Origin of the sequence: Paenibacillus algorifonticola, assembly GCF_000971975.1 — a bacterium.
GTDB lineage: Bacteria > Bacillota > Bacilli > Paenibacillales > Paenibacillaceae > Pristimantibacillus > Pristimantibacillus algorifonticola.
In genome coordinates, this window is record NZ_LAQO01000001.1 from 514,247 (window position 1) to 537,899 (window position 23,653).

A 23,653-nucleotide genomic window follows, 5' to 3' on the forward strand; every position below is an offset into this window, starting at 1 on the left:
CAATCGCCCCCTTTAGAGCGGATTTCCATTAACCCGTACATTACCTACGAGGTTAACGGCATTGTCTGATATCTCCACATATTGCGTTCCGTTTAAATTCCTTAATTGCGCCGATGTCGTCGAATAATTTTCGATTACATTCGGTTGACTCCACATGCCTATGATGGCAATCCCATCCGAAAGGTCATGCCGTCTTTTTTCAATTTGGTTTTGGATGCCTCCATTGCTAAAAAATGCGTCGTAGCACATATCCGCGAATATCACTAAACACTCGTCGCCTGCCGCGATAGGCATCGTCATCACCATATTTCCAGCGCGAGGCAGCACTATAGGCACGTCCAAAAGCAAGGGGAGGTTAACCCAACTAGATTGTAATTTCCCGTCTTGTACGCGCTCGCGTATTGCTGGCTGCACCGTGACTGTCTGCTCAACAGGGTCAAATGATTGAATGATTCCCGGCATCGCTACACGCAGGTTTGATGAAAATGCGTCGAACATGCTGCGATACATATCTTCCTGGTTATTTGGTATGCGTTCGCTTATCGGAACAGCCATAAAAACCCTCCTATCAAAAAGGATTAGCACCTGGTGAAGTCATGAGATTCGGAATTCCGCCTGCCTGACTTACTGTAGTTGCTTCCGTGAAAAAATCGTCCCCGCGTGTATCCCCGATGTGATCAACGCTAATAACCCGGTAAAGCCCGTCTCCGTCAAGTGACCGCTGAACTTGTCCAAGTTGAAATACTTGAGCGCGTATTAAGCTGCTATCCAGGTGCACCATACCGCTAATTTTTATGCTCGGATTTAGCAGGCAACGGAATGTTATGCCTAAGTCGGCTTGTTGCGGCGTGCCGATAAGGCCAGAGTCCGGCGTAAGGCTTATAACCTCGCCTTCGGGGAGATCGGACATTTTAACGATGTTGACTTTACCATCCTCCAGATAAAAACTCGCTTCACTTGTTTGTGATAGCTGCCGGAGATAATCCTTCATCATGCCGAACATCACTTTTCCACGTGTTAATTTTTGCTTAGATAAATCATCGGAGATTGAGTTTAATTGTGTGGATACAGTTGAGTTTTTAACGACGCTCTCAACGACCTCACGCTGACTTTGTCCCTTAGTCAACGAAAAATTAATGAATCCCTGATTATACCCGCGATCCCCGTCCAGCGCATACAACGTCAGACGATAAGTAACGGAATCCTCTTTGTCTCGTATGGTTTGCACTACATCCCCGTCAAATAATAGGCCGTATTGATTACCTTCATAGCCCGCCTCGATAATCACACGGTTACCCTCTTGGATAATAGCATTTTCGGTCGCTGCGTTAAGATTGTATATGACAATCTCCGAAAAGTTAGGAGACTGGTTGATTGTTTTTTTGATTCGGAATGTGCAGCGGAGCTGAGAAACATCAAGCGCTACCCCAGAAGGGCTGCTGACGAGAACCCTATAACGGCGACCGTATAGGACGTTTCCTGTGCGTTCGCTTCCCGCTACAACCCCGAAATTTGTAGGTGGGAAGTCAATTGAATTGATCTCTTGATTGCCTGCGTTTAGAGTGTTTCCAAGCGTTAATGATACGTCTCCTGCGCCAGGTGAAGCATTAACCTCAAGCGACCCCGTTCCCTGATATTTGAGCCAGATGTTATATCGGCGGTTATAATCGCTATCTGGTATTTTGGGGCCTACATAAGCCAACGAAAACCGCCTGAAATCCTTTCTGGCACTATTCCAAATCTTGCCTATCACTCTAACTGCGACCGCTGTAGCAAATTGGTTGTTAGACAACACAAACTTTTGTCTATCCTCCAATGTGGTTGGCCAATTCAGCCGCATCCGATTAGCAATGTATATAAAATCGGCGTTATGCCACTTACTCCAGACCTGGCCCGGTCCGAGCGCGTTACCACTGTCGCCTAGAATATTGCGAAATGATGTCTCGGCTTCTAGCGTGGCTAGCACTATATTCAAATCCACACCTTGCAGTTGCGCCTCTGATACGCCAATGTTTTTTATGTTTTGTTGTTCCTGCGATAACCCCGCCATGAAATCACCTCGTTACTCCGTATCCGACCACATTAAATAAAAATCCGTACCTAAATTATCGAAATTAGGTATATCTCTTATGAAATTATCATTTGCAGGTACGATAAAAGCACTGCCGATCTCCATGTATGAAAATTGTCGCAGGAGATTGCCAGCCGGAAAAAAACCTACAACCAGCGGAGCCGAATCTAATAACAATACTTTTGATGGCATCTCAATAACGGAAAACCACCAATATTTACCGATGTGATTGTACGTAAAGCTGAATTGGAGCGTTATATTTTGATCGTCCACCGGAAGCGTGCATACGAGAGTTTGGTTTGTGGACGGAATCAAGGGAATTACCTTTGTCGCCATTTACATATCATCTCCCTATGAGGATATCGCAGAATTTCCCGTTATCTGCTCTAGCCAGATACTCAGAAGGGATTGGTTAGGCTGCTGGCTCTCCTGGACACCACGATTGGCGTCAGATGTAACAGTAGGACGAGCGCTAATTTTGACCGTCTTGACCTGTGCCACAAGTAATTCTCGCATGGTCACGGTACACCGCAAACCGAACATTGTCTTGTAATCATCAGGAGCTGATATGACTTCGATCAGCATGTTTTGATATGTGCCTAGACGTGTGTGGACTTGGATAGGCACTCTGCTCGCCTGCAAGGCTTTTAAAACCTTAAAAGCTTGGACAGAGCGTGAATATCCTCCGGTAAATTGACCTTTTATAATGCTTTTAGCAACGTCCGTCATACCCACTTCCATGACCAACTCCCGTGGTTCCAAATAGGCATGATCCGTGACGTTAGCCCCCACCTGTGTTGGATGACTTGTAATCTTTAGCCGGCTTGTATGCGTCGAACGAATAAAGGCGTCCATAAACCAGCCTCCGATATTCGTCTTTAAGTAAACGAGCCTTCTGATATTCGGCGCGTTAAGGTCAAGTATCGGATTTATTTTTTGGTCTTTGTCTGCCATCGGTTTCCACCTCCATCATTTTTAGACGCTCCAGCTCTTAGTGTTTCTGAGTATTATCTCCGTTTTGCCAACAACGGAATCAGCAGTTGCTTGTGGATCGCTACCGTATATATTGTTATTTTGATTGAGTGTAACCAATTGAGGACTAGAACCGTCAGATTGTGGGTATGTCGCATACATAGCGCCATATGATCCTTTTGTTAAAAAATCCATTGTTGATAACGCCGCTACAATGTTCATGGCGGATGAAATATTTGATAAATACTTACTATCATCAGCAATCTTATCAAGCGTCTTATTTCCGACTTTTGTATCTATCCCAAGTTTTTTGATTTGATCTACACCTGCAGATGTTTGGATAGCATTTCCGCCAGTGTTTGCATCACTGTTATTAATGGTGGAGGATGTTTCTTTTTTTTGCGGAAATAATGCCTCTACCCATGCCCCGATACCCATATCAATTTGTTTAGACCCGGTGCCGCCGAAAGTAAACATATCCTTTGGATTGAAAAACTCTTTTGCATCGCGCCAGATATTCCCCCAATATCCGCGATCTTCAAAGTCGGCCCCTTCTTCAAGCAGCTCTTTTTCAGCGGTTTTTCCGCGCTCTATTAAAAACTCACCCGTTTTACCTTGTATGATACTGTCGATTATACCTAAAATGTCGGCAATCGATTTTAATACGCCTTCCAAGGTTTTGAGACCGAATAAGAGAGACTCAAACGATATTTTAGCGAGTTTATCAAACGCTTCTTCGATGCTGTCACTACCCGTCAATGTTAATAGGATTTTACCTAACGAGGTAATCACTTCATCCAATGCGTCCATCAATCCGGTAAAAGATTGTTTTAAACGTTCCAGGTCGCCCGTTTCGGAGAGTTTGTCTTTAAACTCAAGCAACTTATCCCACATTGGTCCAAGTGCAGATTTACCGCCCTCCATGTGCGTGTAAAAGTCATCGATTAACAGGATAGCCATGGTTAGCATAGCGATGATCATGCCAAAAGGGCCCGTACTAAGCAACATGGCTATACCGCTTACCGCCGCCGCGACACCTTTGACGTTGTTAGGGATCGCATCAAGCAGACTGCCAATACGCTCTTTCATATCTCCGAAAAATTCAAGCAAATGTCGTCCCGCATTAACAAAGGAAGTGAGGAATCTAGCGGCTCGTTCCGTCCATTTTGGCATGTCCTCAATAAACTGCTTATTAAAATCTTGCATCCGCTTTTTTAGATCATTCAGCGGGCCAGACAAGTTTTTTATCAGATAGTGACCTATCCACTGGAGCGCATACTGAGCCGATAATTTTAAACGGGTAAATTCAAACTGGATATCCCGAATAAATTTCATTTGATTCCGAAATTCAGGAGGAGGTCGCATGCCCTCTATTTGAGACCGCAATTCGCGGAACCCTGACGCCAATTCCGGGCTCAAATAAAGCTGCTCCAGCGTGACTCCCATTGCGTCCAGTGTCTTTTTAAAGGATTCAGCTGAATCGCGCGAAGTCCACAGTTGACGGGCGAGCATCTCCGATTGCAAATCAGCAGCAGCTAGATTTGACACCAACTTTGCGATACCGACATTAGCGGCCACCATAAAAGCCGATACCGCCGCACCAGCTGCTATAAAATGCTTCGCTGATTTGGCCGCTAGGTCAGATAAGTTTTTCTCGGTTTCGGATATTGTCTTTTTTGTTTCGTCGTATGATTTTTTATCAACGTCAAAACCGAGGGAAATCAAGTAACTTTTAATAGTATCCATCATTTTCAATCACCCCGTCTCATCCTTGCCGCCTCTGATGCTCGCCGCTGATTTTCTGATTTAATTTGTAAAATCTCATGCGCGTCTAGCAAATCATCAATCGTAAACACATCGGTAACAATGTCTCGGTGCGTCCAAAAACCCGCAATAACTGGAGCAAAAAGAAAGTCGTCTACGTTGACTAGTCGCGCGGGGATGAAGTCGATATTGTTTGGAGAATCGAACCCAAGCCCGCCCCTTGAAAAAGCGGTGAAAGATTGAAAATAAGAGTGTGCGAAATCAACGCCAAAACAGACATCGTATCGTCATCGAAATCAATAACGCCGAACGTTCCATTTTCATTCATGACTGGAGCTAGACCGCCCGGCAATACTTCGCTGCAAACCCCTAAACATTTATCTTGCAGGTAATTAAAATCACTTTCGGAGATAGCACAAATCTTTTCTATCATTCCGGCAACATCAAGGCTTCCGGATAAGGACTTAATGTCTTTCAAGGATTCGGCGTTTATGCTTTTAAAAATAGGGGCCAGCATCCCAGTCACTTTGACAATAACAAAAGCTCCAGTACGAGCTGGGAATTTATTAATTCGGAATGTGCGCTCATTAATTTTCACGTCTTTATACTTTTCCATACTTTACCTCCATGTAATCATCTGATAAAATAACCCCAAATATAAAATGTCAAAGGGGCGAATTGTCTTGAAAAAATTAACCATCATTACTGCAATTATCGTTTCACTTTTCTCCTTAACGTCTGTTGCCTGGAGCGGACAAGGAAAGCTCAAGTCCGCTTATGTGACCGATACTGTTAAAGTAAAAGTACTCGGTAAAACGCTGGAAACAGACGTTATCGCCGCCCAGCAACACGGCGAAAAAGGATACCGGAATTATGTTTCTGCTGCCGATCTGGCCTCAGCTCTCGGTTATAATGTTAAATGGGATCAAAAAACACAAACGGTATTAATCAGTTCATCTTCGGGATACGACGGTGAGCTAAATGTTGAAAAAGTGAAAAAATTTAAAGATCTATATTACAACAATGAAGCCAATCTATTGGAAGGCGTAAGCAATGAACAATTAGATTGGCTTCATAATATTGCGATTTATTCCAATGAAGCCGGACTCCCTGATTATGCTCCATTTTTATTCGTACTCGACGATTACAAAATGTATAGTCGGGGTTCTAAAGCCGCATTTTCAGACTATTGGTCAACTTGGGCACAATAAAATAATTAGCCGCCTCTTATGGCGGCTTTTTTGTTTAAATTGTTTGTTGCGAGATATTCGCGGCCATAAGAGTCCAGTTAACTTGCTGCCCTTGTTGCTGGTAAGGTCGGTCAGGTAGCTTTTGAAACGACACACCCGTCGAGGTAATCATTTCCCCCATTTGTGGCGCTCGCATTGTAATCGTGATCCTTGCCCATTGCGCAGTAGATTGGGAATCCAAAAAGTTAAACAGCCGGAGCAACCATCTATTGAGCTCTGATGTTTGTTGAGCTGAAATAGCATGTGTTCCGTTGCGCGCTTTAATCCGGGAAACCATTACCACACCATCCGCTGCGAGATCATGCGCCGACCTATCCGTTGTCATGACTGTCGAAATGGAGCCGATCCCCGTACCATTTGCCACAAATTGCCCAAATTGCGGATGCGATATTGTGCAGCTAATATCCTCAAAACTATAAGTAGAGTATGCCATTTATATGTCCTCTCCTCTCTATCGATTGACGATAACGCCGATGACTACAAACTCAATAGCCCCGGCCATCTTGACAGCGATGTATATTGGCGGAGACTTACGTGCTTCCCGGTCAGCTTGGGATTGAGTAGCTAATGACTCGGCCTGAATCAGATAGCCATTAGGCAAGCCATCGCCCGTCTGCAACCCTAGTATTGGAGCTGCAGTCCATACGCCGGGGCCGATTGCGCCTCGTGTAAGTGCATCCTCGCATGGTACGGTAATCGCCTGTATGAGCTGGCTCATCCCGCTTTCTGTTTGCGGTATTTTTGGAGAGCTGACAAGCAGATTCATCGCAGCGATTTGAATTTCGGCCACGAGCATGTCGAGATTGATAACCTCGTCAAAATGTGTACCATCTGCCATTGTACCTTGTACAAGCAATTGATATTTACCGCCATATCCGGTATAAGCGTTGCCGTTGTAATTTAGGATATTTGTCAATTGCGTGGTTGTAAGGTCATCCGGATCGATGCCCACCTCTGACTTATACGCCATCGTAAAAGATGAGTTTGCAAGTCCTGTATTAGCGCCCATGGCATAACCCATAGCCGCGACTGAACCGAAAGGATCAACGCCCCATTGCCCAAATGTGCGCTTGAGTTTAGCTGATTTAAGTGTGTCCATGATATTAGGAGCCGTGGCCGTTAAAATATCATTGTTGCTTGTCCCGTAAAAATAAACGGAGGAAGTCGCAGCGGACTCAATGTACATCGCCACGGCTTGAATCTCGGCATCAGTGAGTACGCCTGTAACAAAGCAAGCGTACCATTCGCCATTCGCCATGCGGCAGGCTGTAACGGCTTGTACGGGCGTCTCTGGCACCGTTTCGTCTTGGCGACCTACAGCTAACATAGTAGGACGTGGGGACTGTGCAAAGTACACCTGAGCCGCTAGATACTCCGCCTCAGACCCTATCCACCCATCGGATGTCATCTCCTCTAAGCTACGATAGAGCTTAACGCGCTCGGACGGCGATATAATAGTGGAGCTACCCACAATCAGCCCGACATTAAAATTAGGTGCAGATGCTAGTGTGGGCGATACGGTGACGGTCACCTGTACAATGCTATCTAATGATTGGTCAGACAAAATAACACCTTCTTTCTATCGATTCGGTATAACGACAATATCCGCAGTTTCTAAATGCGGGATTGCCTCTTTGATTTCCGTTTTGATGTTAAAACGCGCGAATAGATTTGACCGATCCCACCATTGCCCATTAAATAACTCTGGGCTGCGCACAGGCTCCGGCACATCAGTGACGAGATAGGTGTCCTGCAATGATAACGTCTCGAATGTGCTTGGCTTGAATAAGCCTGCACGGATTTTACGCGAATCATCAAAGCTGCTTGGCCCGTAAAAAATCCACGATACAGCTGCAACCTCCGTAAAACTTTGTATCAGGAGTCCTTGCGGCGAGTATGTGGATTCAATTTGTTGCGTGTATTGATCGGGCGACAAGGTCACCTGCATAAAGCAGACATCATCTGTCCTCTCCCAAGCTGGAGCGCCTACAGCAGGCCATGCCGTCCTCACCCGGTCTTGTTTGGTCGGGTCATCAGGATCAAACCCAAGCAGCGTCATGGTTAATGCATAAAACATATCTGTTATTTGATTTAGCGTTAGCATTTGATCACACCCCTAGCATGCGGACGCCGATAGCTTTGTAATAACCAAAGTCCTCCCATGGCGCTACGTGATAGATGCGATACCGTTCCCCGCGCCAGTCGATTTGATCGGACGTTCCAGTTTCTCTCGTAACATATATCTGTTGCGGAGAGTAGAACGCCATTGCACCTTTCACGCGGTCGCCCTCCGGCACTTGCTCCAGGTCGTCGGCTGTCGCTACAATAATCGTCCCAGATAAAGTTATAGGCGCCTCTTCGACCGATTGCCATGTCCCGCGAACCCATGATCCGGTTTGGCGATGGACAATAAAACCTTTAGGCTGGGCGAAATTACGGGACAGTACAACATTTTTTACGTTAATCATGAGTTACCATCCTCAATTACAAATTGGATTGATTTGCGTAATTCCCCAGTTGAGATGAGTGGACGGTCGCTGCCTTTTTTAGCGACAGTCAATGGCGAGTTGGGCTCCCAGCCGTTTCGAGGGTCAACAAACCAACCACGCGCAATGTTTTGGCCCATCATACCTACCTTGTGCAATTCAGGACCGATATCATTCCCATCTAATGCAGCTTGTGCGGCTCGCTGCATCTGTTTGGATATTTTGTCCTTATTGGCTTCAATGGCAGGCTCCAGCACAGGTCTAGGCGGTATATGCCACAATGGAGAGCCATGAGATTGGATATACATCTCATAGGCTTGGCTGTATGTTTTGCGGCCGCTCTCAATGTCGGGATTCATTTCCTCGCGCATCGACTTGGATCGTACGCCGTGGGATTGGATGTATAGTAGTTCTGCGTTAGATATGCCGCCGCCATGGTCGCCGCCGCCTTCTGGAACGCCAACATAAACCTGTACGTCGGCCAATCCGTCCAGAATCTTCTTCAAATCGCCCGTGTTGTCCGCTGTGGTCGTCACCCTTGCAAAAGCGCCGAACATATCCAGACCCTCCTCTCAATAAACGTACATGCCGCCTTTGCCGTATAGCTTACCCATTGTAGCAAGCTGCTGTCCATATATCGTTAATTTCCACGCCGCCCACCCGTCTAGGTCTTGTCCGATTGATCCATAATCCATGCTTACAGACACATCGCCGACCGCCTCCGACGTATTCAGGCCCTTTGCTTGTCCGACAGCCATCACTTGCCCTGCGTCACTTCCCGGGTCTGCCGCTCCCTGCAGGTAAAGCGTCAAGAAGTGTGCGACAAACCACCCAATAGCGATTTTCCACGCGCTTTTCCAGCGCACTTGCAGGATACAGGCGTTCGCCAAATCGATATACATCTGGATGACCGGATCAGGCACAATCCCATCAAACTGCGGATATATCCCTTTAAAATCCGCTAATGTGTATGGAGGATTTGTTCCAATCTTTACGTTTGCCGCTTCCGCGATAAGTCCGTTTACGACGCTTTGTGGCATGTGACCATAATACGGATCGCCGTTCATTATTCGCTATCCGGAGCGCTTCTTTTGCCTATAACTGACTTTTGTTTAGTCTCAGGAGTCTCGGCGGCGATCTCTTGAGCTTTGCTATCAACAAGCATGACCGTTCCGTCTTTCGACGCCAGTTTAAACATGACTGAATCTTCCACCCAATCCGGAACGTCTTTAAATTCGCCCGGTCGAACCGACGCTTTCACGCTGAAATCTTTCGGGTGATCGAATTGCAATGCTGCTTTGGAAAAAATACGCAATTTAAATGCTCCTCTCTGAATAAGAAAAAGACGGAGCATTCGCCCCGCCTTACGTTGATTTTTTTAAATGCCGTCAAGGTAGCGCATAGTAGTAGGGTACAAGATTTTACATTGACCGAGCTGGGCTGCATAGGCGGTTAAATAACTCATTTGTTGTACGTTCGGCTGCGTCATAACACGGCTAAGCGGTACAGGCAAGTCAAAGTTAACGCGGTTTTCGCGGTTGACGTAAGCGACCACACGGTCTGTGGAACCTGCACCTGCACCCACGCACCAACGCGACGGCACGATGACAAGGTCGATTCCTTGGTTACGCGCAATGTTGTTGTCAATAAGGAACTGCAAGATGGACACGCTGCCCGCATCGCTTACTTTACGACCAACAAGCAATGCGTACTGCTGCGGTGGGATTAGGATATGGTTTGCCATACCTGTAAGGTCATATTCCGACGCTTCCCACGTCGCGTTGATGATGAAATTGACGTCATCTAGGATCTCATCCGGAGTCTTAGTAGCCCATGTAGCAGTACCGCTGAGGCCGTTAGGAGCTACCGACGATGTTACGAGCGGACTGTTAACAAGACCAGTTACGCCAAGGCTTGCATATCCTGTGTATACGATGTTATCGATTGACTTGTTATAGTTCAACCGAATACCCTCATCGAGGATATTGTCCAAGCTACGGCCGATTGTTTGCAATTTGGCTTGATCCACGAAAGGCACCTTCAAGATGTTCGCGAAATCAAACACTTTGAATACGTCCTTTGTAATGTTGGCTTGCATGATCGGAATATCAGTAGTTTCGCCGCCGATAATGCCGGCATCATTGCCGCCCGTCGTGCCGTAGTCGGAGAAGTAGTTGGATGTGAACTCTACCCAGCCTCCGCCTGTCTTGGCGACAATATCACGCTGCCATGTCACGGATTGCAACGGCTCCAGCAAACGAGGATCTCGCTTTTCAAGCTCCCCATTTAGGAAAGCCATGCCCGTTCCGATGGCGGAGTCAGTCATTAGCATACCTGCGCCCTGCATAGGGATGGCGTATTCTTTGCGTTGTAGTGTTGGAATTGTCATGATTATTCTGTCCCCTCCCTATTAAGGCATGTTGCGCGTCAAGATTGTAAGTTCTGCAATCTTATTCGCGTCAAGTTTGCCAGTTTTCCATTTTGCGTTCGTGATTTCAATCGTGTTCGTACCGTCGGCAACAGCCTCAAATTGACCTACTTTACCGTTCGGAATAGCGACATTAGCCAAAATGCGAAGGAATACCGCGCCACCCGCTGTTGGTGTGCCGTTATTACAAAATACCGTAACGCTACCGCGCTCGATGACGTCAGTAGGGTCGTTACCTACGTATCCTGCGGATGTTGCTTGTGCGAGGTAGTTAACGCTTTGCTTGACTTCACGCACCGCTACGCCCGCGAACTCTGCCGCTGTTGACGCACCAGTGATCGAGCCCCATGTATTATCTGCTTGCAAGATAACGGCATCACCAAATGCAACGTTATTAGACCCCGCTTTGAGTACGCGATTTGTGATAATTGTATCGTCGCCACGCGAAACACCGCCCGCATATCCGAGATTAAGAACTTTACCAATTACTGCTCCTGGCATTATGGGTCAACTCCCTTATTGTTGTTTTTTGTAGTGCGGATTGTGCATTTCTGCGATTTTACGGCCAAGTTCAGAGTGGTCAACTGACTTAGCGCCACTGTCACCTGTCTGTTTTGGCTTCTGGCGTTTTTGCATCATACCTGCGTAAGCTTTGTTGTCCGGACGGCCCTTGATGCTTGCAATGGCAGCGTCAGCGGCCAGCTTTCTTTCGGCCGGGTCTTTGATAGCTGCGAGGATCGGTTTAATGGCTTTCAAAGCTTGGAGCATGTACGCATTGTCAAGCGCCGACTCTGGGCGATCTTCGGGATCTTGTACAGGACCCGGCTCGTTGTCATCGACCATTTCAGACGCCGGAATAGTCATGCTGCCCTCTGGATCATCATCGTCACCTTGCAGGCGCTGTATTTCGCTTTCGAGCGCGTCTAGTGGGTCGGCAGGCTCTTCTTTCTTGCCTATAGCCTCAACGATAGACGTCAGTTTAGCGACCTGCTCAGCAAGCGCAGCGAGCGCAGGATCGGCGTCTTTCGCCTCTTCCTTTTCTTTCTCTTCCTCGCGACCTTCTTCTCTTTCGTCGGCCATTGTTTCAACGGCATCCATGATTTCTTCCGGCTCTGCGTCTGCCGCGAACTGTTTCAGGCCGATAGCGGCAAGAATATCAGTGACGCGGGAACGCTGTTTACGTGGCAATACAATCTTTTTATTCATTTTGTCTTTTTCCTCCTTTGTTTGTTCGGGCTTATTTCGCCCGCCTGCATATTCAAAGCTTCCGTTCGGAAGGCTGTCGGCAGCTTGATTATTTCGTTTCTCTGGATCGATTTCGGCGTCGTTTATCCGAACCCTATCCCCGGCCCTTCCAGCGCTCACCACAGCGACGTGATTTCCGCGGATATCATTTTGGCTATACGTTCCGTCACCATTGTCGACGTAGTTGCATGTATAACCTGCAGACACTTCGCGCTTGCCGTCTTTTATTTCCTTAATCAGAGTTTCATCGTGAATAACCAAATCAGCTATAAGCAAGTCGGCGTCAACTCCTTTGCCTTGTCTAACGTCCTGCACGACGCCTCTGCTGTATCGCGTGGCATTGTTGGACGTTACAGCTTCGGAGGGATGATCGTCGGTCACTGGTGCAGCGGTGAAGCTTGCCATAGCCGCAGGGCTAAACACTTCTTCCGGGCTACGAAAAACCTTAACGATATCGTTTCCGCTTCCGCCGATCTCGCTGGCAAGGTATTCGTAATATCCCGTTCGAGCAATCGGAACCCCATGCGCTATAAGGAATCCGTTAGGCGTCATGGTCATGTTCGGCGAGAAGCGCGACCCGTAGTAAACTTGCCTATCCATCGCTATTTTCGTTGTAATCACCCCCTTTCGGGCAAAATAAAAACGCCTGTTAAGGCGTCCGTTAAGTTGCTATAATCCCAGCCGTTCTAAGCTTTGCGAGTAGTGCGTTAAAGTCTGCCACAAGTCCTGCAACGTCTGTTGCGGTGCTATCCGCTTGTGCAGCGCCTTGTGTGGCCGTTAATTTAGGTGCAACTTGTGCATCGACATAAGTTTTATTTACAACCGATTTGCCACTTGCCGGAGCATATGCAGCATTTTCCAACTCAACTTGACCGTTTGCGCGAACTCTAAACTGAGTAGTTGGTGCTGTGTCCGTAGTTACATTTCTAGTTGCCACAAGAAAATCACCGCTTGTATGACCGCTTCTCGAAGCTTCCTGATAACCAAATACAACAGGAGCATGATTAGAATCACTTTGTCTGAACCCGGCCCCTACAAGGCGGTAAGAGCCTGCGCCATACTCAGTTCCGCCCAATTGAATATAAATACTCCCTATATCAAGGTTTGTCGGCGCGTCCTGATGACCGTTATAGTTACCATCGTTGTACATAGCGGCAATAATCTTGGAATGCTGCACAGGATCAGCAATGACAAGTTGTCCTGCCATCGTATCACCGGATTTGCTTACCCTCTTGGCATCTTCGCCATCTACATACGTCTTTGATGTGCCTGGAGGATTAAATAGGTCCATCTCTTTTACACCCCCGCATGGTAATTTACCGTCGCCGTTCCTGTCGCTGCTTTAACAAAAACCTTAGCTAAATCGTCAACCTCAATTTTTTCACTCGCACCCGGTACGAGAACAATACTCTGAGACGTCGCATTACCAACAAGTATGTTTACTGTATTGCCCGGGTCGCTCTGAACGAGCACCGTCTTAATAGCCGTAGACGAAGCGAGTGCCGCCGCTGTCGTTCCCTGCGACTTCGCGCCATCGAGTAACGTTGCAGAGGGCGCAGCCGTAATAAAAAGGTTGCCAAACTCATCCGCACGAATAGGCACCGCATTCCCACCGAATGAACCCAGTACCCGCGCGTTCGTATCGAGACCGGTGGTGGTCGCTGCTTTTTGCATGTATTGATCTGTTGAAACATCCCCGCCCGAACCAGTGATATCTACTTTTTGCGAACCGCCGCCCCCGCCTGTTGGATCTATCGGCATCTTGTCCGTTAGCGTGCCATCGGGCAAAAGCCACTTAGCCGGGATCGGATCAAGGTTGTTATATCCTGGTACTGTCATGTGTGGTAACCTCCTCTGCATAATTATCGTGAAATTTTATTATTCCGCTTTGTTTTCCGCATCTATTTCTATAGAGTATGGATTCAATGTTCGTATTAAAGACGCAATTTCTTCTGGGGTGTCAGCTTCATATGTCTGTTCTATCTCACCTACGCGTTCCGTATATTTCATGCAAAATCTCCTCCTTTACATAATCCGTTCAAATTGCTTGCGCGTCATTCGCTGGACGCTCCCGCCGTAGAACACTCTTGCAGGCCATTGCACATCGTCCAGATCGAGCAAAACAGAAGGAAAACAACGGCAGTTAAACGTTCCTCCTGCTGGGTATGTGCCGTAGTTTCTTTCACCAACCAACGCTTCCGGGCTCGGAGGATCGCTCCAACGGACGAGTACACCGTCCATATTCGCATGCGATTCACGCACTCGCTGATCTTCCGAGCTGTTCCACACATACCATGCGGCCCCGATATACTCACTCCGTGCCTCTGTGAGCGCCGTGGAAGTCTTGCTTGTCTCTGTGCGGGCTATCAGATTAGCTTTAACCCACGTCATATGCGGAAAGTCTTTACGGATCATCTCCGCGATGTCTGACGCTCGTGTGCCTTTTAAACTCTCTTCCAGCACCTTTTTATTAACCTCTTGAGCCAAATGCAACGGCATTGATTTGATATATTCCGCATTGCGTTTAGTTAAGAGCCTCACCTGAGAGCCTACAGGCCCTTGCATTTCCTTTTGGAGCGCTTCGTATATGATTCTCCCTTTGCTGTTCTCGCGAGCTGCTTGTCGCCACGTACGACCGCTATCGCGAAATAAATGTGTGACCATCTGCATAGCTGCTGCGTCGGCGTACTCATTAAACTGCTCGCTCACGAAATAAGCACGTATCGCCTTAAGGATGTCTTCTAAACTTTCGGAGCCAGCCACGGAACGTTCCAGGTCGCGAGTCGCCCGCATAATGGCGGTTTTGTATTGTTGCTCGATCCGGAGAGTAGGCGCCCACAGGCTCTTGTTCTTCTTCGCCATAAGGATTCACCCCCATGCCGCCAAATCCCTCAATCTCGCCTGCAGACAGATCGTTGTCAGCCTCTTCGATATCCTCATCCGTAATGTTGGTATACATGCCCGTTGACTCTCCAAGCTGCTTGAGCTCCTTGAGTGCTATCTTGCGGCCAAACAAACCCGCGTTATATACCTCAAGGATCGATTGTGTTTTCTTTTCTGACAGTTCCGCAATTTCCTTGTCTGACGGCGTGCGGATCGGGTTAAAGGTGTAATCAAAATCGTCCGGCACCGCGCCTAACTCAGACACAAACATAATCGGCAGTAACTTATCAAGGATTGGCGCTATGACAGATTCTTGTTCCTGCTGGATGACCTCGTAATAGTTCTCCATATCGGATTCGCCTGTCGCATTCATTCCTGCTGGAGCGCGTCCGAATAGCTTTGTAACAGGTATCTGAGCGGCTCCAGCTATATCTAGCATAAAGCTCTCGTATATGTCGTTAAGCCCCGCAAATGAATACTGGTGCGTCTCAAACGCATCCTCCTTGTCCATTACATGGATACCCATATTGGACATCAACCAGTTTTGCGCCTGCAGCGTATTATATAGATCGCTCTGCCCTTGCTGATCCTGGACAGCTAGCAGTTGTCCGAGGTCGCCCATCTTCATCACTCGCAGGTTGGCCAGGAAGACCAGTGACGAAATGTTAAAACTCGTATTGTCGCGCTTCTTGAGCTCGTCAAATATAACCTCTACTTCCGACTCTCCCCAATGTACTTCCGCCAGCTTTTCCCAATATGGGAGTTGCCGCCCTGTAAATCGGATGATGCGGGAATGATGGACGCGCCATGATCCAGCATCGGTCGTGACTTGATAGTATTCAGGCAGTCCAAAATCAGCATCATTGATATCCGAAATGACCTCTTCGTCCGGATAAATGCCGCTCCATCGATCAAGGATTTGTAAGCCTTTAAACGTTCCCGGCATAACCATATCCAGTTCGAGCGGTTGATCGAGTATATCGTCGTGACCCTCGATCATAATGACGCCGCCAGCTCCACCATAGAGCCTCCCCCAGCGCAAGCCCTCAAGCACTTTTGCTTTAAGTTTCCGCGTCCTCCATAGTTTTTCCACCTTGCGTATCTGCTCCGGGTCAAGCTGCGATGTTATGGTTATCCAGTTGCGGCAAGCATCTTGCGGTATCGTGTCGATGATCTTGCGTATGATCCAGTGATTACGGTACAGGCTGTTCATTAGGTTAAACTGTTGCGTCAGTCTCGTGAGTGGATATTCGGTGCCCTCCATCAGATTCGCCGTGTTGAACCCCAATCGCGCCATGACGTTGGAGAAGGTGTCCGTTGTTAATCCGGTCGGCTTACCCTGCTTCGGTGCTGCGACGTCTGTGGTAGGCGATACGGTTGTTACAGGCCGTCGTTTCCGTCTGCTCAAATTGCTCCCCTCCTCTCTATGCCGCTGCGATCCTTCGCGGCTTAATGATTGTCTTCACGAAATAGCGTCCACCGTCCATCGCATGATCAAGTTGCTTAACTGGTTTCTCTATGCCCCGCTCACCAGCCTTCTTATCCCATACGTAGCTAGCACGTTCCTTCAAAAAGTTCGGGCAATTCGTTCGGTGAACACGTATCTTTCGCTTGGCGATCATGGTAGCCATCATCCTAATGCCGTCCTCTACTTCGTTATCCGCATCCTTTACACGGTATCCTCTGTTCCGTAAGGCTACTTTAAAGCTAGCCGCAGAGGGATCGAGCACCGTAAAAATAGGGGGATGCTCGATCCCGACAAATGTCTCGAAGTCTCCCGCATATTGGCTATCGTCTTTCTGGATACCTTTCGCCCGGCTGTCATAGTAATATTCGTGCAGGATCCAACACACGTCTCCGTCGTCCCATATATCCAGGTACACCATTGGGTTGCTTGTCCCATAGTCGATCGCAATATATCTACGCGCCAAGTGTTTGAAACCTGGAACGAGATCATCGTCGTCAAAGGTGTTCTCGTCATCGTCCCACATATCGTAGATGATGCCATCTGCAAGCACCCACAACCCAAGCACAAACCGTTTGTAAAAGACCCCTGAATAATCCCGTCTATAACGCGCTTTGACGCGTTCGGACAGGCTCGGGTTGTCATCCATCGTGAAATGGATATGGAGTGCATGCTTTTTGATAATCTGATCCAGCCACTCAAGCTTGAACCAGTGAAATGGTCCTGCTGGGTTGCAGTTAAACCAAATCTTGGAATCATCCACTGAGCATCGAGCTGTCGCCTGGTTAACGAACGATTGCGGCATAAGCGCTACTTCATCAAAAAACATGCCTGCCAGCGTAACACCCTGTATCAAGTCCTGTGATCGTTCATCACGTCCGCCGAACAGGTAAAACGTATTTATCGCTTTGCTGCTCGTTACGGTCATCGTGTTTTCGGAGCGGCTTTCAAAAACCTTGTAGCCTCGGCTCACAAGCATCAACTTGAGCGGAATAATTACGTTACGCCGAAGCGATCCAATCGTCTTGCCTGACATCCCGAGTTGTTGCCCGTTGAAAGTCTCCATGGCCCATACAATATAGCTGAAGGACATGGAAGCCGTCTTGCCTGCCCTTACCGATCCGTCGCAGATAATCGCATCCTTGTCATGATGTGGGCTTTCAGGCATCCACCACGTAAGAACTTGGAGTTGTTTCCGGCTAAATGGCTTCCAGCGGAAAGTTGGTTTTAAGAGTTTAGCCATACCGCAACACCCCTACTTGTGTACAAAATATTTCATTTTGTGAATATGTCTGGCATTCAGTCTGCCGAATTTGGTCAAATACGGCCTTGAGCGTCGATTTTCGTTCCGTGGAACAATGGAAAAAACAGAGCTTTTGGCAAGTAACACGATCTCTCGTTTACTCGTTATTGCTCTGTTTATCTGTGTCATCCGAATCAAAGGGATAGCCTAAAAAGTTAAGGGCTATTTTGATCTTTTGGCGAATGTGAAGACCGTCGTCAAGCACGAGGGCTTCGTATAACGTATGAGCTGCCATGCTTATTTCAATTTCACGCTTTTCGTTAGGGGCGTCCCACGACAACGTGCGCGCCTTAACCGTCGTTGTCTTCTTTTGGTTCGTCATCGTTCCACGCCTCCGACACCGTTCCTTTCAGTGCATCAATAAAGCCGTCATCGCCTTCTTCTTTGCCATCACCGCCACCATTAAGGATGGCGATCTCAGCTCGCATCTTATCTATCTTCAAGCGTTCCTCTTCCGTCATGTAGTTCACGTAGCGTTCCAGCTTTTCGAGAGCTTTTGTCTTGTCGTGGAGTTTGATGCTCACGCCTGATCTGTTTTGCCTTACCTCGCTAATGACGGAAGTATCTACCTCTGTGCTGCTCTTTAGCGTTAGCAGATCTCCCTTGAACACGAGCAGGTCCGAAATGTCCGCGAAAGCTATTTTCAGGTATTCATCAACGATTCGGCGCACGTCAATATTAATCTCTTGCGATCGCGAATCTATAAGCCGCTTAAGCTCTGCCTGTACTTCGTCCTTTTTGAGCAACCTATATCCGGCATTATAAGCTATCGTTTTTTTATACCCAACCACCATCGCAGCTCTGGTTGCATTGTAGTCCCTGAAATATTCTCGCGCGAAAAGTATATATTTATCTGTCTTATTTGTATCACTCGAATCAACATCGTCCGCCTGAACGCTCTGCTCCTTCTTACCTGCGGAACGTTTCGCATGCTTTGGAGCGTTCCGTTCTTTTGATCGGAGCGTTCCGTTCTTTTTCGTATCCCATTTATCTTTTGATTTCCACCCTCGAACGGTTCCCGAAGAGACGCCAAGTTGTTCAGCTATCTTCACGAGGTCGATGTCGCCACTATGCTCTTTCCATATTTCAAATGCCCTGTCTCGATTAGGGTCTCTTGCTCTTGCCATTACATCATCACCACCGCCGTCTTGTTGTTTTTACAAACAAAAAAGCCACTTCTTTTGAAGTGACTCATTAATCGTATAAACTATATTGTCGCAATGATCTCATTATCTTCACCATTATTACTTTTTGCATGGTTCATCTAGTTCTTCCATATGCGCTAATATTGATTCCAATTGTTTTTCCAAAATCGATTCATGATTATCTCTTGCATCTTTCAATTCAAGATCAATGAAGTTTTTCAACGACTCCCATTTATCCAATCTAACGAAGCCTCCTTATGTTGGCGTCATCCATCTTATCAAAGTCATTCATGTTGTCCAATGTTTATCTTGAGGGGTCTTATTGTACCCCTCTATATACTTTAGAGCACGTATTCTACATCGACGGTTTTTAAAGAAACACCTTAAAGAAAAATGGAGAAAGAAAAAAGGGCTCCTCGCCCTCTGCCTAACGGCATTCACCCGGGTCATCCGCTGAATAAACCGCGGCCTGACCGTATATTTTAAATGATCTCTCAATTCGCTTAAAAATTAAAGATCAAGTGCAGCGTGTGCGCTATAGCTCACGCCTAACGTGCGAGCACGTATTAAAGATCTTAAAAGCATACGAGCTTTGTAACTTTAGAGCGTATAAGGTCGAGATCATTATACATATATACTCAGACTCATGTCAATAGTGATCTTCATTCAATAAAAACACCTGCTGCTTTTTCGAGAACACGCTTGAAATTATCTGTTTCAAGAGAAGGATTCCTCCAATATTCCCCGCACAACAAAATCTTTGTTTTCTTCGGAGACAAACCGCTCCATGCGCATTTCACACCCGTAAAATTAATTTTTCTGTATTCGGAATGGTTGATATAACGATGTTTGATACTCGGCCAAATTCGTTTAACTTGTTCGATGTCTGCTGCTACGACATAAAGATCCACTTATTCACCATCTCTCACCATTAATTAGATCAATCAACCATTCAAATGACCAACTTGGAACGGAACTTGGAACACCTTGAGCCCTTGCTGTATAAGGGATTTCAGGCACACGCGGAACAGGACTTGGAACACTAAATCTTTACGATATTCTGCTCAGATCCTTACCCCATCCTCAGTTATTGTTATATACCCGACAAAAACCGTCGAGATATTACCCGATAAGTCCGTTATTTCTGCGGCATGGTAATACAGTCCGCTTAATCCTTCGGTATCTTCGGGCTCGAGGAATAAGGTGAATTGTCCCGGTGTGTTATCAGATACCTCGATGCCGTTATTAAGTTCCTTATCAACAAGGTTGCCGACAGTCCAGCGGTTTTCCTTTAGCACCCACTGTACGTTCGAGCCTTCAATGTTCGCTGGTGTGCCGCCGCAACCCGTAACCGATACAATGACCTTTTTCGATTCGCCTGCGAACATTGAAAAATTTTGATTTTTCTCGGCCACGGTAGTGTCACCTCTTAGACACAAGGTGAGCGCGATGCTCCCGCTAAGCCGGATGCAGCCCATAACAAGACTGTCATCGCCCGCCGCCTCTGTTAGAGCTAGATTACCGCGCATACGCTCACCTCATATCCTTTTTATTTTTATATCCGCCCACTCTAAACCGTTGCCCGAACCTGCTGCGCCTTGCCCGCGTCCGATCTCCACGCGTAACCAGGTTGTGTCCTTCGGCATCGTAAAGGGTAGACGAACCGTCATACCATCTCCAGTAGGAGCCATTATAGCCCCCCATGAACCGCCGGACTGGATGCTGATAAAAGCGCCGTTCTGAGCGGTCAAAATAAGGCGTATGGACTGCGCGGTTGCCCCGGTCGAGCGAACTTTGCAGGAAAATTCAAATGTTTCGCCCGGAAACGCGAACAAATTACTTAGTTGTCCGCGAAGTGCGTTCGTTCCGCTGTTGCTCTGACTATTGTCTTGGAGCATCGACGGCGTACCCCAATGCCCAACCGCCGGAAATGTCTTGTCGCTCCAAACGGTGGTCAATGACCAAAATCCTGGGCTCCCTTGCGAAATGCCGGCGAATCCAATTCCGTTTTCGGCGGCCAGATCGGCGCGGCGCGTTGTGTACGGGTCCGCAAACTCAAGCCCGCTCAATGTCAGCACCTCAAGTTGTTCATTGTCGCGATTTGTCTTGATTGCATCGTAAATCAATTGCAGATCAGATAAATTCATGTAGTTACTGAAGCTTGTATTGTTATAATCTATCCATTGCGGATGTATCAGTAAGGCAAGTCCGTATTTGAGTGCAGCACACAGATTGATTTGCGCGATTACATTGGCGCGGTGTTGCGCGCTTGTCTGTCCAACTGGCAGCGGGCTCACCGTCATGCGTGAAGCACCGAATAAAGACCCCGTCGGAATCCTCCGCAAGATACTACCGATGTACGCAGAATAATGCGCGTATGTTTCCCGTAGCATCCGACCGGCCGGCGAAAAGAAGTTTGTTATCTCCTTGTCCTTGTCCAGATTGTTATACAAGCCAGACGGCGTAACACCAGGCTGAATAAATCCCGCTACCTTAAGTCCGTATAATTGCTCAATCAACGCCTTAGAGTCAACAATTTCCACTTGCAGATCGGCCTCTGTATTCGGCGTCGTGTGGGTCATGGAATGGCTCCAAAGCTCCATGCCATAGCGCCAACTCCAACGCTGGAGGTCGCCCGGATTATTCGGATCCATCCCATTAGTAATGTTGCTATTATTCGGGTTATTTGGGTCAGCGATTAGGCCAAGCGAAAAAGGAAAATTTCTGCTTGTCAACTCCGGCAGCATGTTGGATTTGATGAAATTCGGGCTATCGTCAAATGTAAGGGCGACCGCACCTTTTCCGTTGGTGCCGATTACGCCGCCATGCGCCCGGTTTGATTCTTCCAGACGGGACCGGATAAGTGCATCCGATTGTCCGTAAATCTCCTGAAGTTCTTTTCCCAACGCCGCTGCGGCCATCGCCCGAGCAATAAAATCAATGCTCACCCAATCACCGCCTTGCCTTCGGCCGTTACGTTTCCTCCCGAAACGGCCGAAATACTGGCGCGAAATGACCACCCCGCAGGAACTTGCACCTGCCAAAAAGTCGGAGCCGTGTCGTCGCCGTCCGTTGTTGTCGGCCCGAATATCGTCGGATTTGTGAGGCTATATGCCGTACAAGCCATGTATACACCGGATGCATCCGCAGTCTCGAAATTAATCTCTCTCGCCGTGCTAGTACCGCGCACCGAAAAAGTCAAAACTGCATTACCATCTGATGGAGCATATGACGTCCCGCCGCCAATTTGATCTGAATTATCCTGCAGTACAACGTCTACTGGCGGCTGAGCGCCCCCGAAATCAACAGGCGTTTCGCCGTCCGGCATAAATAATACAGTTGGGACATAATATTCTTGGCCGTCAGGAGTTAATCTAACGGCTCCAGCACGTTTTTTTGTATCCTCGGGAAAAGTGAAAGTCACCTTTTTAACTCCTCTCTATATAAAAAATAGCCCGAAGGCTCGCTGTAAAATATATACTCCTTACTGGACTCGAACCAGCGACCGCGGCTGTAAAAAAACCGAACTCTAACCACTGAGTTAAAGGAGTGTGTTATATAAGCCCGACGATTATCAACGCTCGTCGGATGCGCTCCCGAGCCGTATCTTAGCCGCTGGGATCGCGGCGCGAAAAGGGGGGGGCAAAGAGCTGGGGGCTATGTCAGACCCAGCAGCTCCAGAAACGGCGTGTTCGTTGCTTATGTGCCATTCCGTTGAGTTCAACGATATGGTTAATCATCCAATACAACGCAGGTCGGCATATCGTCCTAAAGCTTGCTGCTTCCAACGCCTGAATGTCCTATCACACACATGTAGGCTGTCAGCCACGAAATCAGCTTTCTTTCCATCTATATAGCGCAGTCGGAGAAGTTTGGCGTAATCAGGGAACAACGACTCCATGCCTTGGATAGCTTCGTCAATCTGCGATTTCAGCTTTGTTAAATTTCGAGTTTCAGAAGAGCACGGCGTTGAAAGCGAAAGCCTATTTACTTTGTGAGCCAATATCTTGTAGCCTTTCAGCTCCTTGATAATTTCAGTTTCCGTTTTCAACTGCCTACCGCCTTCCTAATGATGTCCCGTAAAGTCGTGTTACCTGAATGAAGGCTCTCGCCTCCTCATGCAGTATCCGGTTGCTATCCGGCAGTACGGGTAAGCTGTTTGACGCCCACAATCGCGATTTACGGAGAACGAAACTTCGCCGCTGACTTGCTGAGGATCAACGGCTATAATCCGCTTGCGGGCGATTGTGAGCGTCTGAGCAAAGAAAAGAGCAGTCTGCCCGCTTGTCCTACCCTTGCGCTGCGCGGAATGGGTATCGGTTAGTGTCGGGTGCTGCTCTTTATCTCTCTATCTATAGGTGGCATTCACATGACAAGAATTAGCACTTTTGACTTTAAATTTCCATTAATGAACCATTACTAACAAATGCTTGAAATAAGTATTTAAACAAAAAAAAGGCCCTTCAATTAAGAAGGACCTTTTTTGATATATGGAGCGTAGGGGGGTCGAACCCCTGACCTCTTCGCTGCCAGCGAAGCGTTCTCCCACTGAACTAACGCCCCAGATTGAAACAACTTTATTTAGTATACATTTTTGAATTAAAAAATACAAGATTACTTTTTTCTGAAATAACTGATATG

At 47.4% G+C, this 23,653-nt stretch carries 31 protein-coding genes, 2 tRNA genes and 1 pseudogene; 2 read left to right on the forward strand and 32 right to left on the reverse strand.

The window, feature by feature from the left end; translation table 11 throughout:
• Positions 1-12: 12 nt before the first annotated feature.
• The 6 genes from WH37_RS09180 to WH37_RS09205 all read right to left on the reverse strand — a co-directional run bounded on the left by WH37_RS09180 (position 13) and on the right by WH37_RS09205 (position 5,423).
• A complete protein-coding gene (locus WH37_RS09180; RefSeq protein ID WP_046230210.1) occupies positions 13-555 on the reverse strand; it encodes a Gp138 family membrane-puncturing spike protein in 543 nt (180 codons plus the stop codon).
• 13 nt (positions 556-568) lie between these two features.
• On the reverse strand, positions 569-2,050 hold the full coding sequence (locus tag WH37_RS33460) for a phage protein (RefSeq protein WP_052736898.1): 1,482 nt from the start codon (positions 2,048-2,050) through the stop codon (positions 569-571).
• A 12-nt stretch (positions 2,051-2,062) separates the two neighbouring features.
• Positions 2,063-2,407 carry a phage baseplate plug family protein gene (locus tag WH37_RS09190; RefSeq protein ID WP_046230211.1) on the reverse strand — a complete coding sequence of 115 codons (345 nt, stop codon included), beginning with the start codon at positions 2,405-2,407 and terminating at the stop codon, positions 2,063-2,065.
• 15 nt (positions 2,408-2,422) lie between these two features.
• Positions 2,423-3,025: a phage baseplate protein gene (locus tag WH37_RS09195; RefSeq protein ID WP_143088424.1), complete on the reverse strand. Its 603-nt coding sequence runs from the start codon at positions 3,023-3,025 to the stop codon at positions 2,423-2,425.
• A 21-nt stretch (positions 3,026-3,046) separates the two neighbouring features.
• The gene (locus tag WH37_RS09200) at positions 3,047-4,798 is read right to left on the reverse strand and encodes a phage tail tape measure protein (RefSeq protein WP_156182275.1); all 1,752 of its coding nucleotides are present in this window, start codon (positions 4,796-4,798) and stop codon (positions 3,047-3,049) included.
• Positions 4,799-4,970: 172 nt separating this feature from the next.
• The gene (locus WH37_RS09205) at positions 4,971-5,423 is read right to left on the reverse strand and encodes a phage tail assembly chaperone (RefSeq protein WP_046230213.1); all 453 of its coding nucleotides are present in this window, start codon (positions 5,421-5,423) and stop codon (positions 4,971-4,973) included.
• Between the two features lie 67 nt (positions 5,424-5,490).
• On the opposite strand from WH37_RS09205, the gene WH37_RS09210 reads away from it, so the two are divergent.
• Positions 5,491-6,018, forward strand: a complete 528-nt coding sequence (locus tag WH37_RS09210) for a stalk domain-containing protein (RefSeq protein WP_046230214.1) — start codon at positions 5,491-5,493, stop codon at positions 6,016-6,018.
• Positions 6,019-6,052: 34 nt separating this feature from the next.
• On the opposite strand, the gene WH37_RS09215 is transcribed toward WH37_RS09210, so the two are convergent.
• The 25 genes and pseudogenes from WH37_RS09215 to WH37_RS09325 form a co-directional block, all read right to left on the reverse strand.
• Positions 6,053-6,490 carry a tail tube family protein gene (locus WH37_RS09215; protein ID WP_046230215.1) on the reverse strand — a complete coding sequence of 146 codons (438 nt, stop codon included), beginning with the start codon at positions 6,488-6,490 and terminating at the stop codon, positions 6,053-6,055.
• A gap of 18 nt (positions 6,491-6,508) precedes the next feature.
• The gene (locus tag WH37_RS09220; RefSeq protein ID WP_046230216.1) at positions 6,509-7,621 is read right to left on the reverse strand and encodes a DUF3383 family protein; all 1,113 of its coding nucleotides are present in this window, start codon (positions 7,619-7,621) and stop codon (positions 6,509-6,511) included.
• 15 nt (positions 7,622-7,636) lie between these two features.
• Positions 7,637-8,161: a phage neck terminator protein gene (locus WH37_RS09225; RefSeq protein WP_046230217.1), complete on the reverse strand. Its 525-nt coding sequence runs from the start codon at positions 8,159-8,161 to the stop codon at positions 7,637-7,639.
• 4 nt (positions 8,162-8,165) lie between these two features.
• Positions 8,166-8,525 (reverse strand): hypothetical protein, encoded by a 360-nt coding sequence (locus tag WH37_RS09230; RefSeq protein WP_046230218.1) that lies wholly within the window; start codon positions 8,523-8,525, stop codon positions 8,166-8,168.
• Entirely contained in the window at positions 8,522-9,100 is a 579-nt protein-coding gene (locus WH37_RS09235) for a hypothetical protein (protein ID WP_052736899.1), read from the reverse strand. Before WH37_RS09235 ends, WH37_RS09230 begins: the two co-directional genes overlap by 4 nt.
• Before the next feature lie 15 nt (positions 9,101-9,115).
• Positions 9,116-9,610, reverse strand: a complete 495-nt coding sequence (locus WH37_RS09240) for a DUF4054 domain-containing protein (protein WP_197091353.1) — start codon at positions 9,608-9,610, stop codon at positions 9,116-9,118.
• Positions 9,610-9,858 carry a hypothetical protein gene (locus WH37_RS09245; RefSeq protein WP_143088426.1) on the reverse strand — a complete coding sequence of 83 codons (249 nt, stop codon included), beginning with the start codon at positions 9,856-9,858 and terminating at the stop codon, positions 9,610-9,612. The genes WH37_RS09240 and WH37_RS09245 overlap by 1 nt, the downstream gene beginning before the upstream one ends.
• Before the next feature lie 63 nt (positions 9,859-9,921).
• Positions 9,922-10,875, reverse strand: coding sequence for a DUF2184 domain-containing protein (locus tag WH37_RS09250; protein ID WP_197091354.1), 954 nt, complete (start codon positions 10,873-10,875; stop codon positions 9,922-9,924).
• A 78-nt stretch (positions 10,876-10,953) separates the two neighbouring features.
• A complete protein-coding gene (locus WH37_RS09255) occupies positions 10,954-11,472 on the reverse strand; it encodes a structural cement protein Gp24 (RefSeq protein ID WP_046230221.1) in 519 nt (172 codons plus the stop codon).
• Positions 11,473-11,487: 15 nt separating this feature from the next.
• Complete coding sequence (locus WH37_RS09260; protein ID WP_156182277.1) at positions 11,488-12,837, reverse strand: DUF2213 domain-containing protein; 1,350 nt, start codon at positions 12,835-12,837, stop codon at positions 11,488-11,490.
• Positions 12,838-12,877: 40 nt separating this feature from the next.
• Positions 12,878-12,973: pseudogene (locus WH37_RS37635) on the reverse strand (head fiber protein); the annotation flags it as partial.
• A gap of 539 nt (positions 12,974-13,512) precedes the next feature.
• Positions 13,513-14,055, reverse strand: a complete 543-nt coding sequence (locus WH37_RS09270) for a hypothetical protein (protein WP_046230224.1) — start codon at positions 14,053-14,055, stop codon at positions 13,513-13,515.
• 39 nt (positions 14,056-14,094) lie between these two features.
• Positions 14,095-14,226, reverse strand: a complete 132-nt coding sequence (locus tag WH37_RS37030) for a hypothetical protein (protein WP_269431287.1) — start codon at positions 14,224-14,226, stop codon at positions 14,095-14,097.
• Between the two features lie 15 nt (positions 14,227-14,241).
• Positions 14,242-15,009, reverse strand: a complete 768-nt coding sequence (locus WH37_RS37240) for a phage minor head protein (protein ID WP_331458041.1) — start codon at positions 15,007-15,009, stop codon at positions 14,242-14,244.
• The gene (locus WH37_RS34545; RefSeq protein WP_074904685.1) at positions 14,945-16,507 is read right to left on the reverse strand and encodes a phage portal protein; all 1,563 of its coding nucleotides are present in this window, start codon (positions 16,505-16,507) and stop codon (positions 14,945-14,947) included. The genes WH37_RS37240 and WH37_RS34545 overlap by 65 nt, the downstream gene beginning before the upstream one ends.
• Positions 16,508-16,523: 16 nt before the next feature.
• The gene (locus WH37_RS09285; protein WP_046230226.1) at positions 16,524-17,807 is read right to left on the reverse strand and encodes a PBSX family phage terminase large subunit; all 1,284 of its coding nucleotides are present in this window, start codon (positions 17,805-17,807) and stop codon (positions 16,524-16,526) included.
• Positions 17,808-17,964: 157 nt separating this feature from the next.
• Positions 17,965-18,189: a hypothetical protein gene (locus WH37_RS09290; RefSeq protein ID WP_046230227.1), complete on the reverse strand. Its 225-nt coding sequence runs from the start codon at positions 18,187-18,189 to the stop codon at positions 17,965-17,967.
• Positions 18,158-18,994, reverse strand: a complete 837-nt coding sequence (locus WH37_RS09295) for a terminase small subunit (protein ID WP_046230228.1) — start codon at positions 18,992-18,994, stop codon at positions 18,158-18,160. Before WH37_RS09295 ends, WH37_RS09290 begins: the two co-directional genes overlap by 32 nt.
• A 117-nt stretch (positions 18,995-19,111) precedes the next feature.
• Positions 19,112-19,252 carry a hypothetical protein gene (locus WH37_RS35465; RefSeq protein ID WP_156182279.1) on the reverse strand — a complete coding sequence of 47 codons (141 nt, stop codon included), beginning with the start codon at positions 19,250-19,252 and terminating at the stop codon, positions 19,112-19,114.
• Positions 19,253-19,674: 422 nt separating this feature from the next.
• Positions 19,675-19,923, reverse strand: coding sequence for a hypothetical protein (locus WH37_RS09300; RefSeq protein ID WP_046230229.1), 249 nt, complete (start codon positions 19,921-19,923; stop codon positions 19,675-19,677).
• Positions 19,924-20,076: 153 nt separating this feature from the next.
• A complete protein-coding gene (locus WH37_RS09305; protein ID WP_046230230.1) occupies positions 20,077-20,541 on the reverse strand; it encodes a hypothetical protein in 465 nt (154 codons plus the stop codon).
• Positions 20,542-20,550: 9 nt separating this feature from the next.
• Positions 20,551-21,960 (reverse strand): polysaccharide deacetylase family protein, encoded by a 1,410-nt coding sequence (locus WH37_RS09310; RefSeq protein WP_046230231.1) that lies wholly within the window; start codon positions 21,958-21,960, stop codon positions 20,551-20,553.
• Positions 21,957-22,436 carry a hypothetical protein gene (locus WH37_RS09315; protein WP_046230232.1) on the reverse strand — a complete coding sequence of 160 codons (480 nt, stop codon included), beginning with the start codon at positions 22,434-22,436 and terminating at the stop codon, positions 21,957-21,959. The genes WH37_RS09310 and WH37_RS09315 overlap by 4 nt, the downstream gene beginning before the upstream one ends.
• 54 nt (positions 22,437-22,490) lie before the next feature.
• Positions 22,491-22,563: transfer RNA gene (locus tag WH37_RS09320), tRNA-Lys, on the reverse strand.
• A gap of 185 nt (positions 22,564-22,748) precedes the next feature.
• A complete protein-coding gene (locus WH37_RS09325) occupies positions 22,749-23,063 on the reverse strand; it encodes an ECF-type sigma factor (RefSeq protein WP_046230233.1) in 315 nt (104 codons plus the stop codon).
• Positions 23,064-23,171: 108 nt separating this feature from the next.
• On the opposite strand from WH37_RS09325, the gene WH37_RS35470 reads away from it, so the two are divergent.
• Complete coding sequence (locus tag WH37_RS35470) at positions 23,172-23,336, forward strand: hypothetical protein (protein ID WP_156182281.1); 165 nt, start codon at positions 23,172-23,174, stop codon at positions 23,334-23,336.
• Between the two features lie 167 nt (positions 23,337-23,503).
• Here WH37_RS35470 and WH37_RS09330 read toward each other — a convergent pair.
• Positions 23,504-23,575, reverse strand: a tRNA-Ala gene (locus WH37_RS09330).
• Positions 23,576-23,653: the final 78 nt, after the last annotated feature.

Coding starts and splice junctions, on each gene's coding strand:
- WH37_RS09235 (WP_052736899.1), bottom strand. CDS start 9,100: ATGTTCGGCGCTTTTGCAAGGGTGACGACCACAGCGGACAACACGGGC.
- WH37_RS09305 (WP_046230230.1), bottom strand. CDS start 20,541: ATGCGCGGTAATCTAGCTCTAACAGAGGCGGCGGGCGATGACAGTCTT.
- WH37_RS09295 (WP_046230228.1), bottom strand. CDS start 18,994: ATGGCAAGAGCAAGAGACCCTAATCGAGACAGGGCATTTGAAATATGG.
- WH37_RS09180 (WP_046230210.1), bottom strand. CDS start 555: ATGGCTGTTCCGATAAGCGAACGCATACCAAATAACCAGGAAGATATG.
- WH37_RS09250 (WP_197091354.1), bottom strand. CDS start 10,875: ATGCTAATGACTGACTCCGCCATCGGAACGGGCATGGCTTTCCTAAAT.
- WH37_RS09190 (WP_046230211.1), bottom strand. CDS start 2,407: ATGGCGACAAAGGTAATTCCCTTGATTCCGTCCACAAACCAAACTCTC.
- WH37_RS09240 (WP_197091353.1), bottom strand. CDS start 9,610: ATGAACGGCGATCCGTATTATGGTCACATGCCACAAAGCGTCGTAAAC.
- WH37_RS09270 (WP_046230224.1), bottom strand. CDS start 14,055: ATGACAGTACCAGGATATAACAACCTTGATCCGATCCCGGCTAAGTGG.
- WH37_RS09230 (WP_046230218.1), bottom strand. CDS start 8,525: ATGATTAACGTAAAAAATGTTGTACTGTCCCGTAATTTCGCCCAGCCT.
- WH37_RS09215 (WP_046230215.1), bottom strand. CDS start 6,490: ATGGCATACTCTACTTATAGTTTTGAGGATATTAGCTGCACAATATCG.
- WH37_RS37240 (WP_331458041.1), bottom strand. CDS start 15,009: ATGCGGGCGACTCGCGACCTGGAACGTTCCGTGGCTGGCTCCGAAAGT.
- WH37_RS09255 (WP_046230221.1), bottom strand. CDS start 11,472: ATGCCAGGAGCAGTAATTGGTAAAGTTCTTAATCTCGGATATGCGGGC.
- WH37_RS09225 (WP_046230217.1), bottom strand. CDS start 8,161: ATGCTAACGCTAAATCAAATAACAGATATGTTTTATGCATTAACCATG.
- WH37_RS37030 (WP_269431287.1), bottom strand. CDS start 14,226: ATGAAATATACGGAACGCGTAGGTGAGATAGAACAGACATATGAAGCT.
- WH37_RS09205 (WP_046230213.1), bottom strand. CDS start 5,423: ATGGAAAAGTATAAAGACGTGAAAATTAATGAGCGCACATTCCGAATT.
- WH37_RS09195 (WP_143088424.1), bottom strand. CDS start 3,025: ATGGCAGACAAAGACCAAAAAATAAATCCGATACTTGACCTTAACGCG.
- WH37_RS09290 (WP_046230227.1), bottom strand. CDS start 18,189: ATGACGAACCAAAAGAAGACAACGACGGTTAAGGCGCGCACGTTGTCG.
- WH37_RS33460 (WP_052736898.1), bottom strand. CDS start 2,050: ATGGCGGGGTTATCGCAGGAACAACAAAACATAAAAAACATTGGCGTA.
- WH37_RS09285 (WP_046230226.1), bottom strand. CDS start 17,807: ATGGCTAAACTCTTAAAACCAACTTTCCGCTGGAAGCCATTTAGCCGG.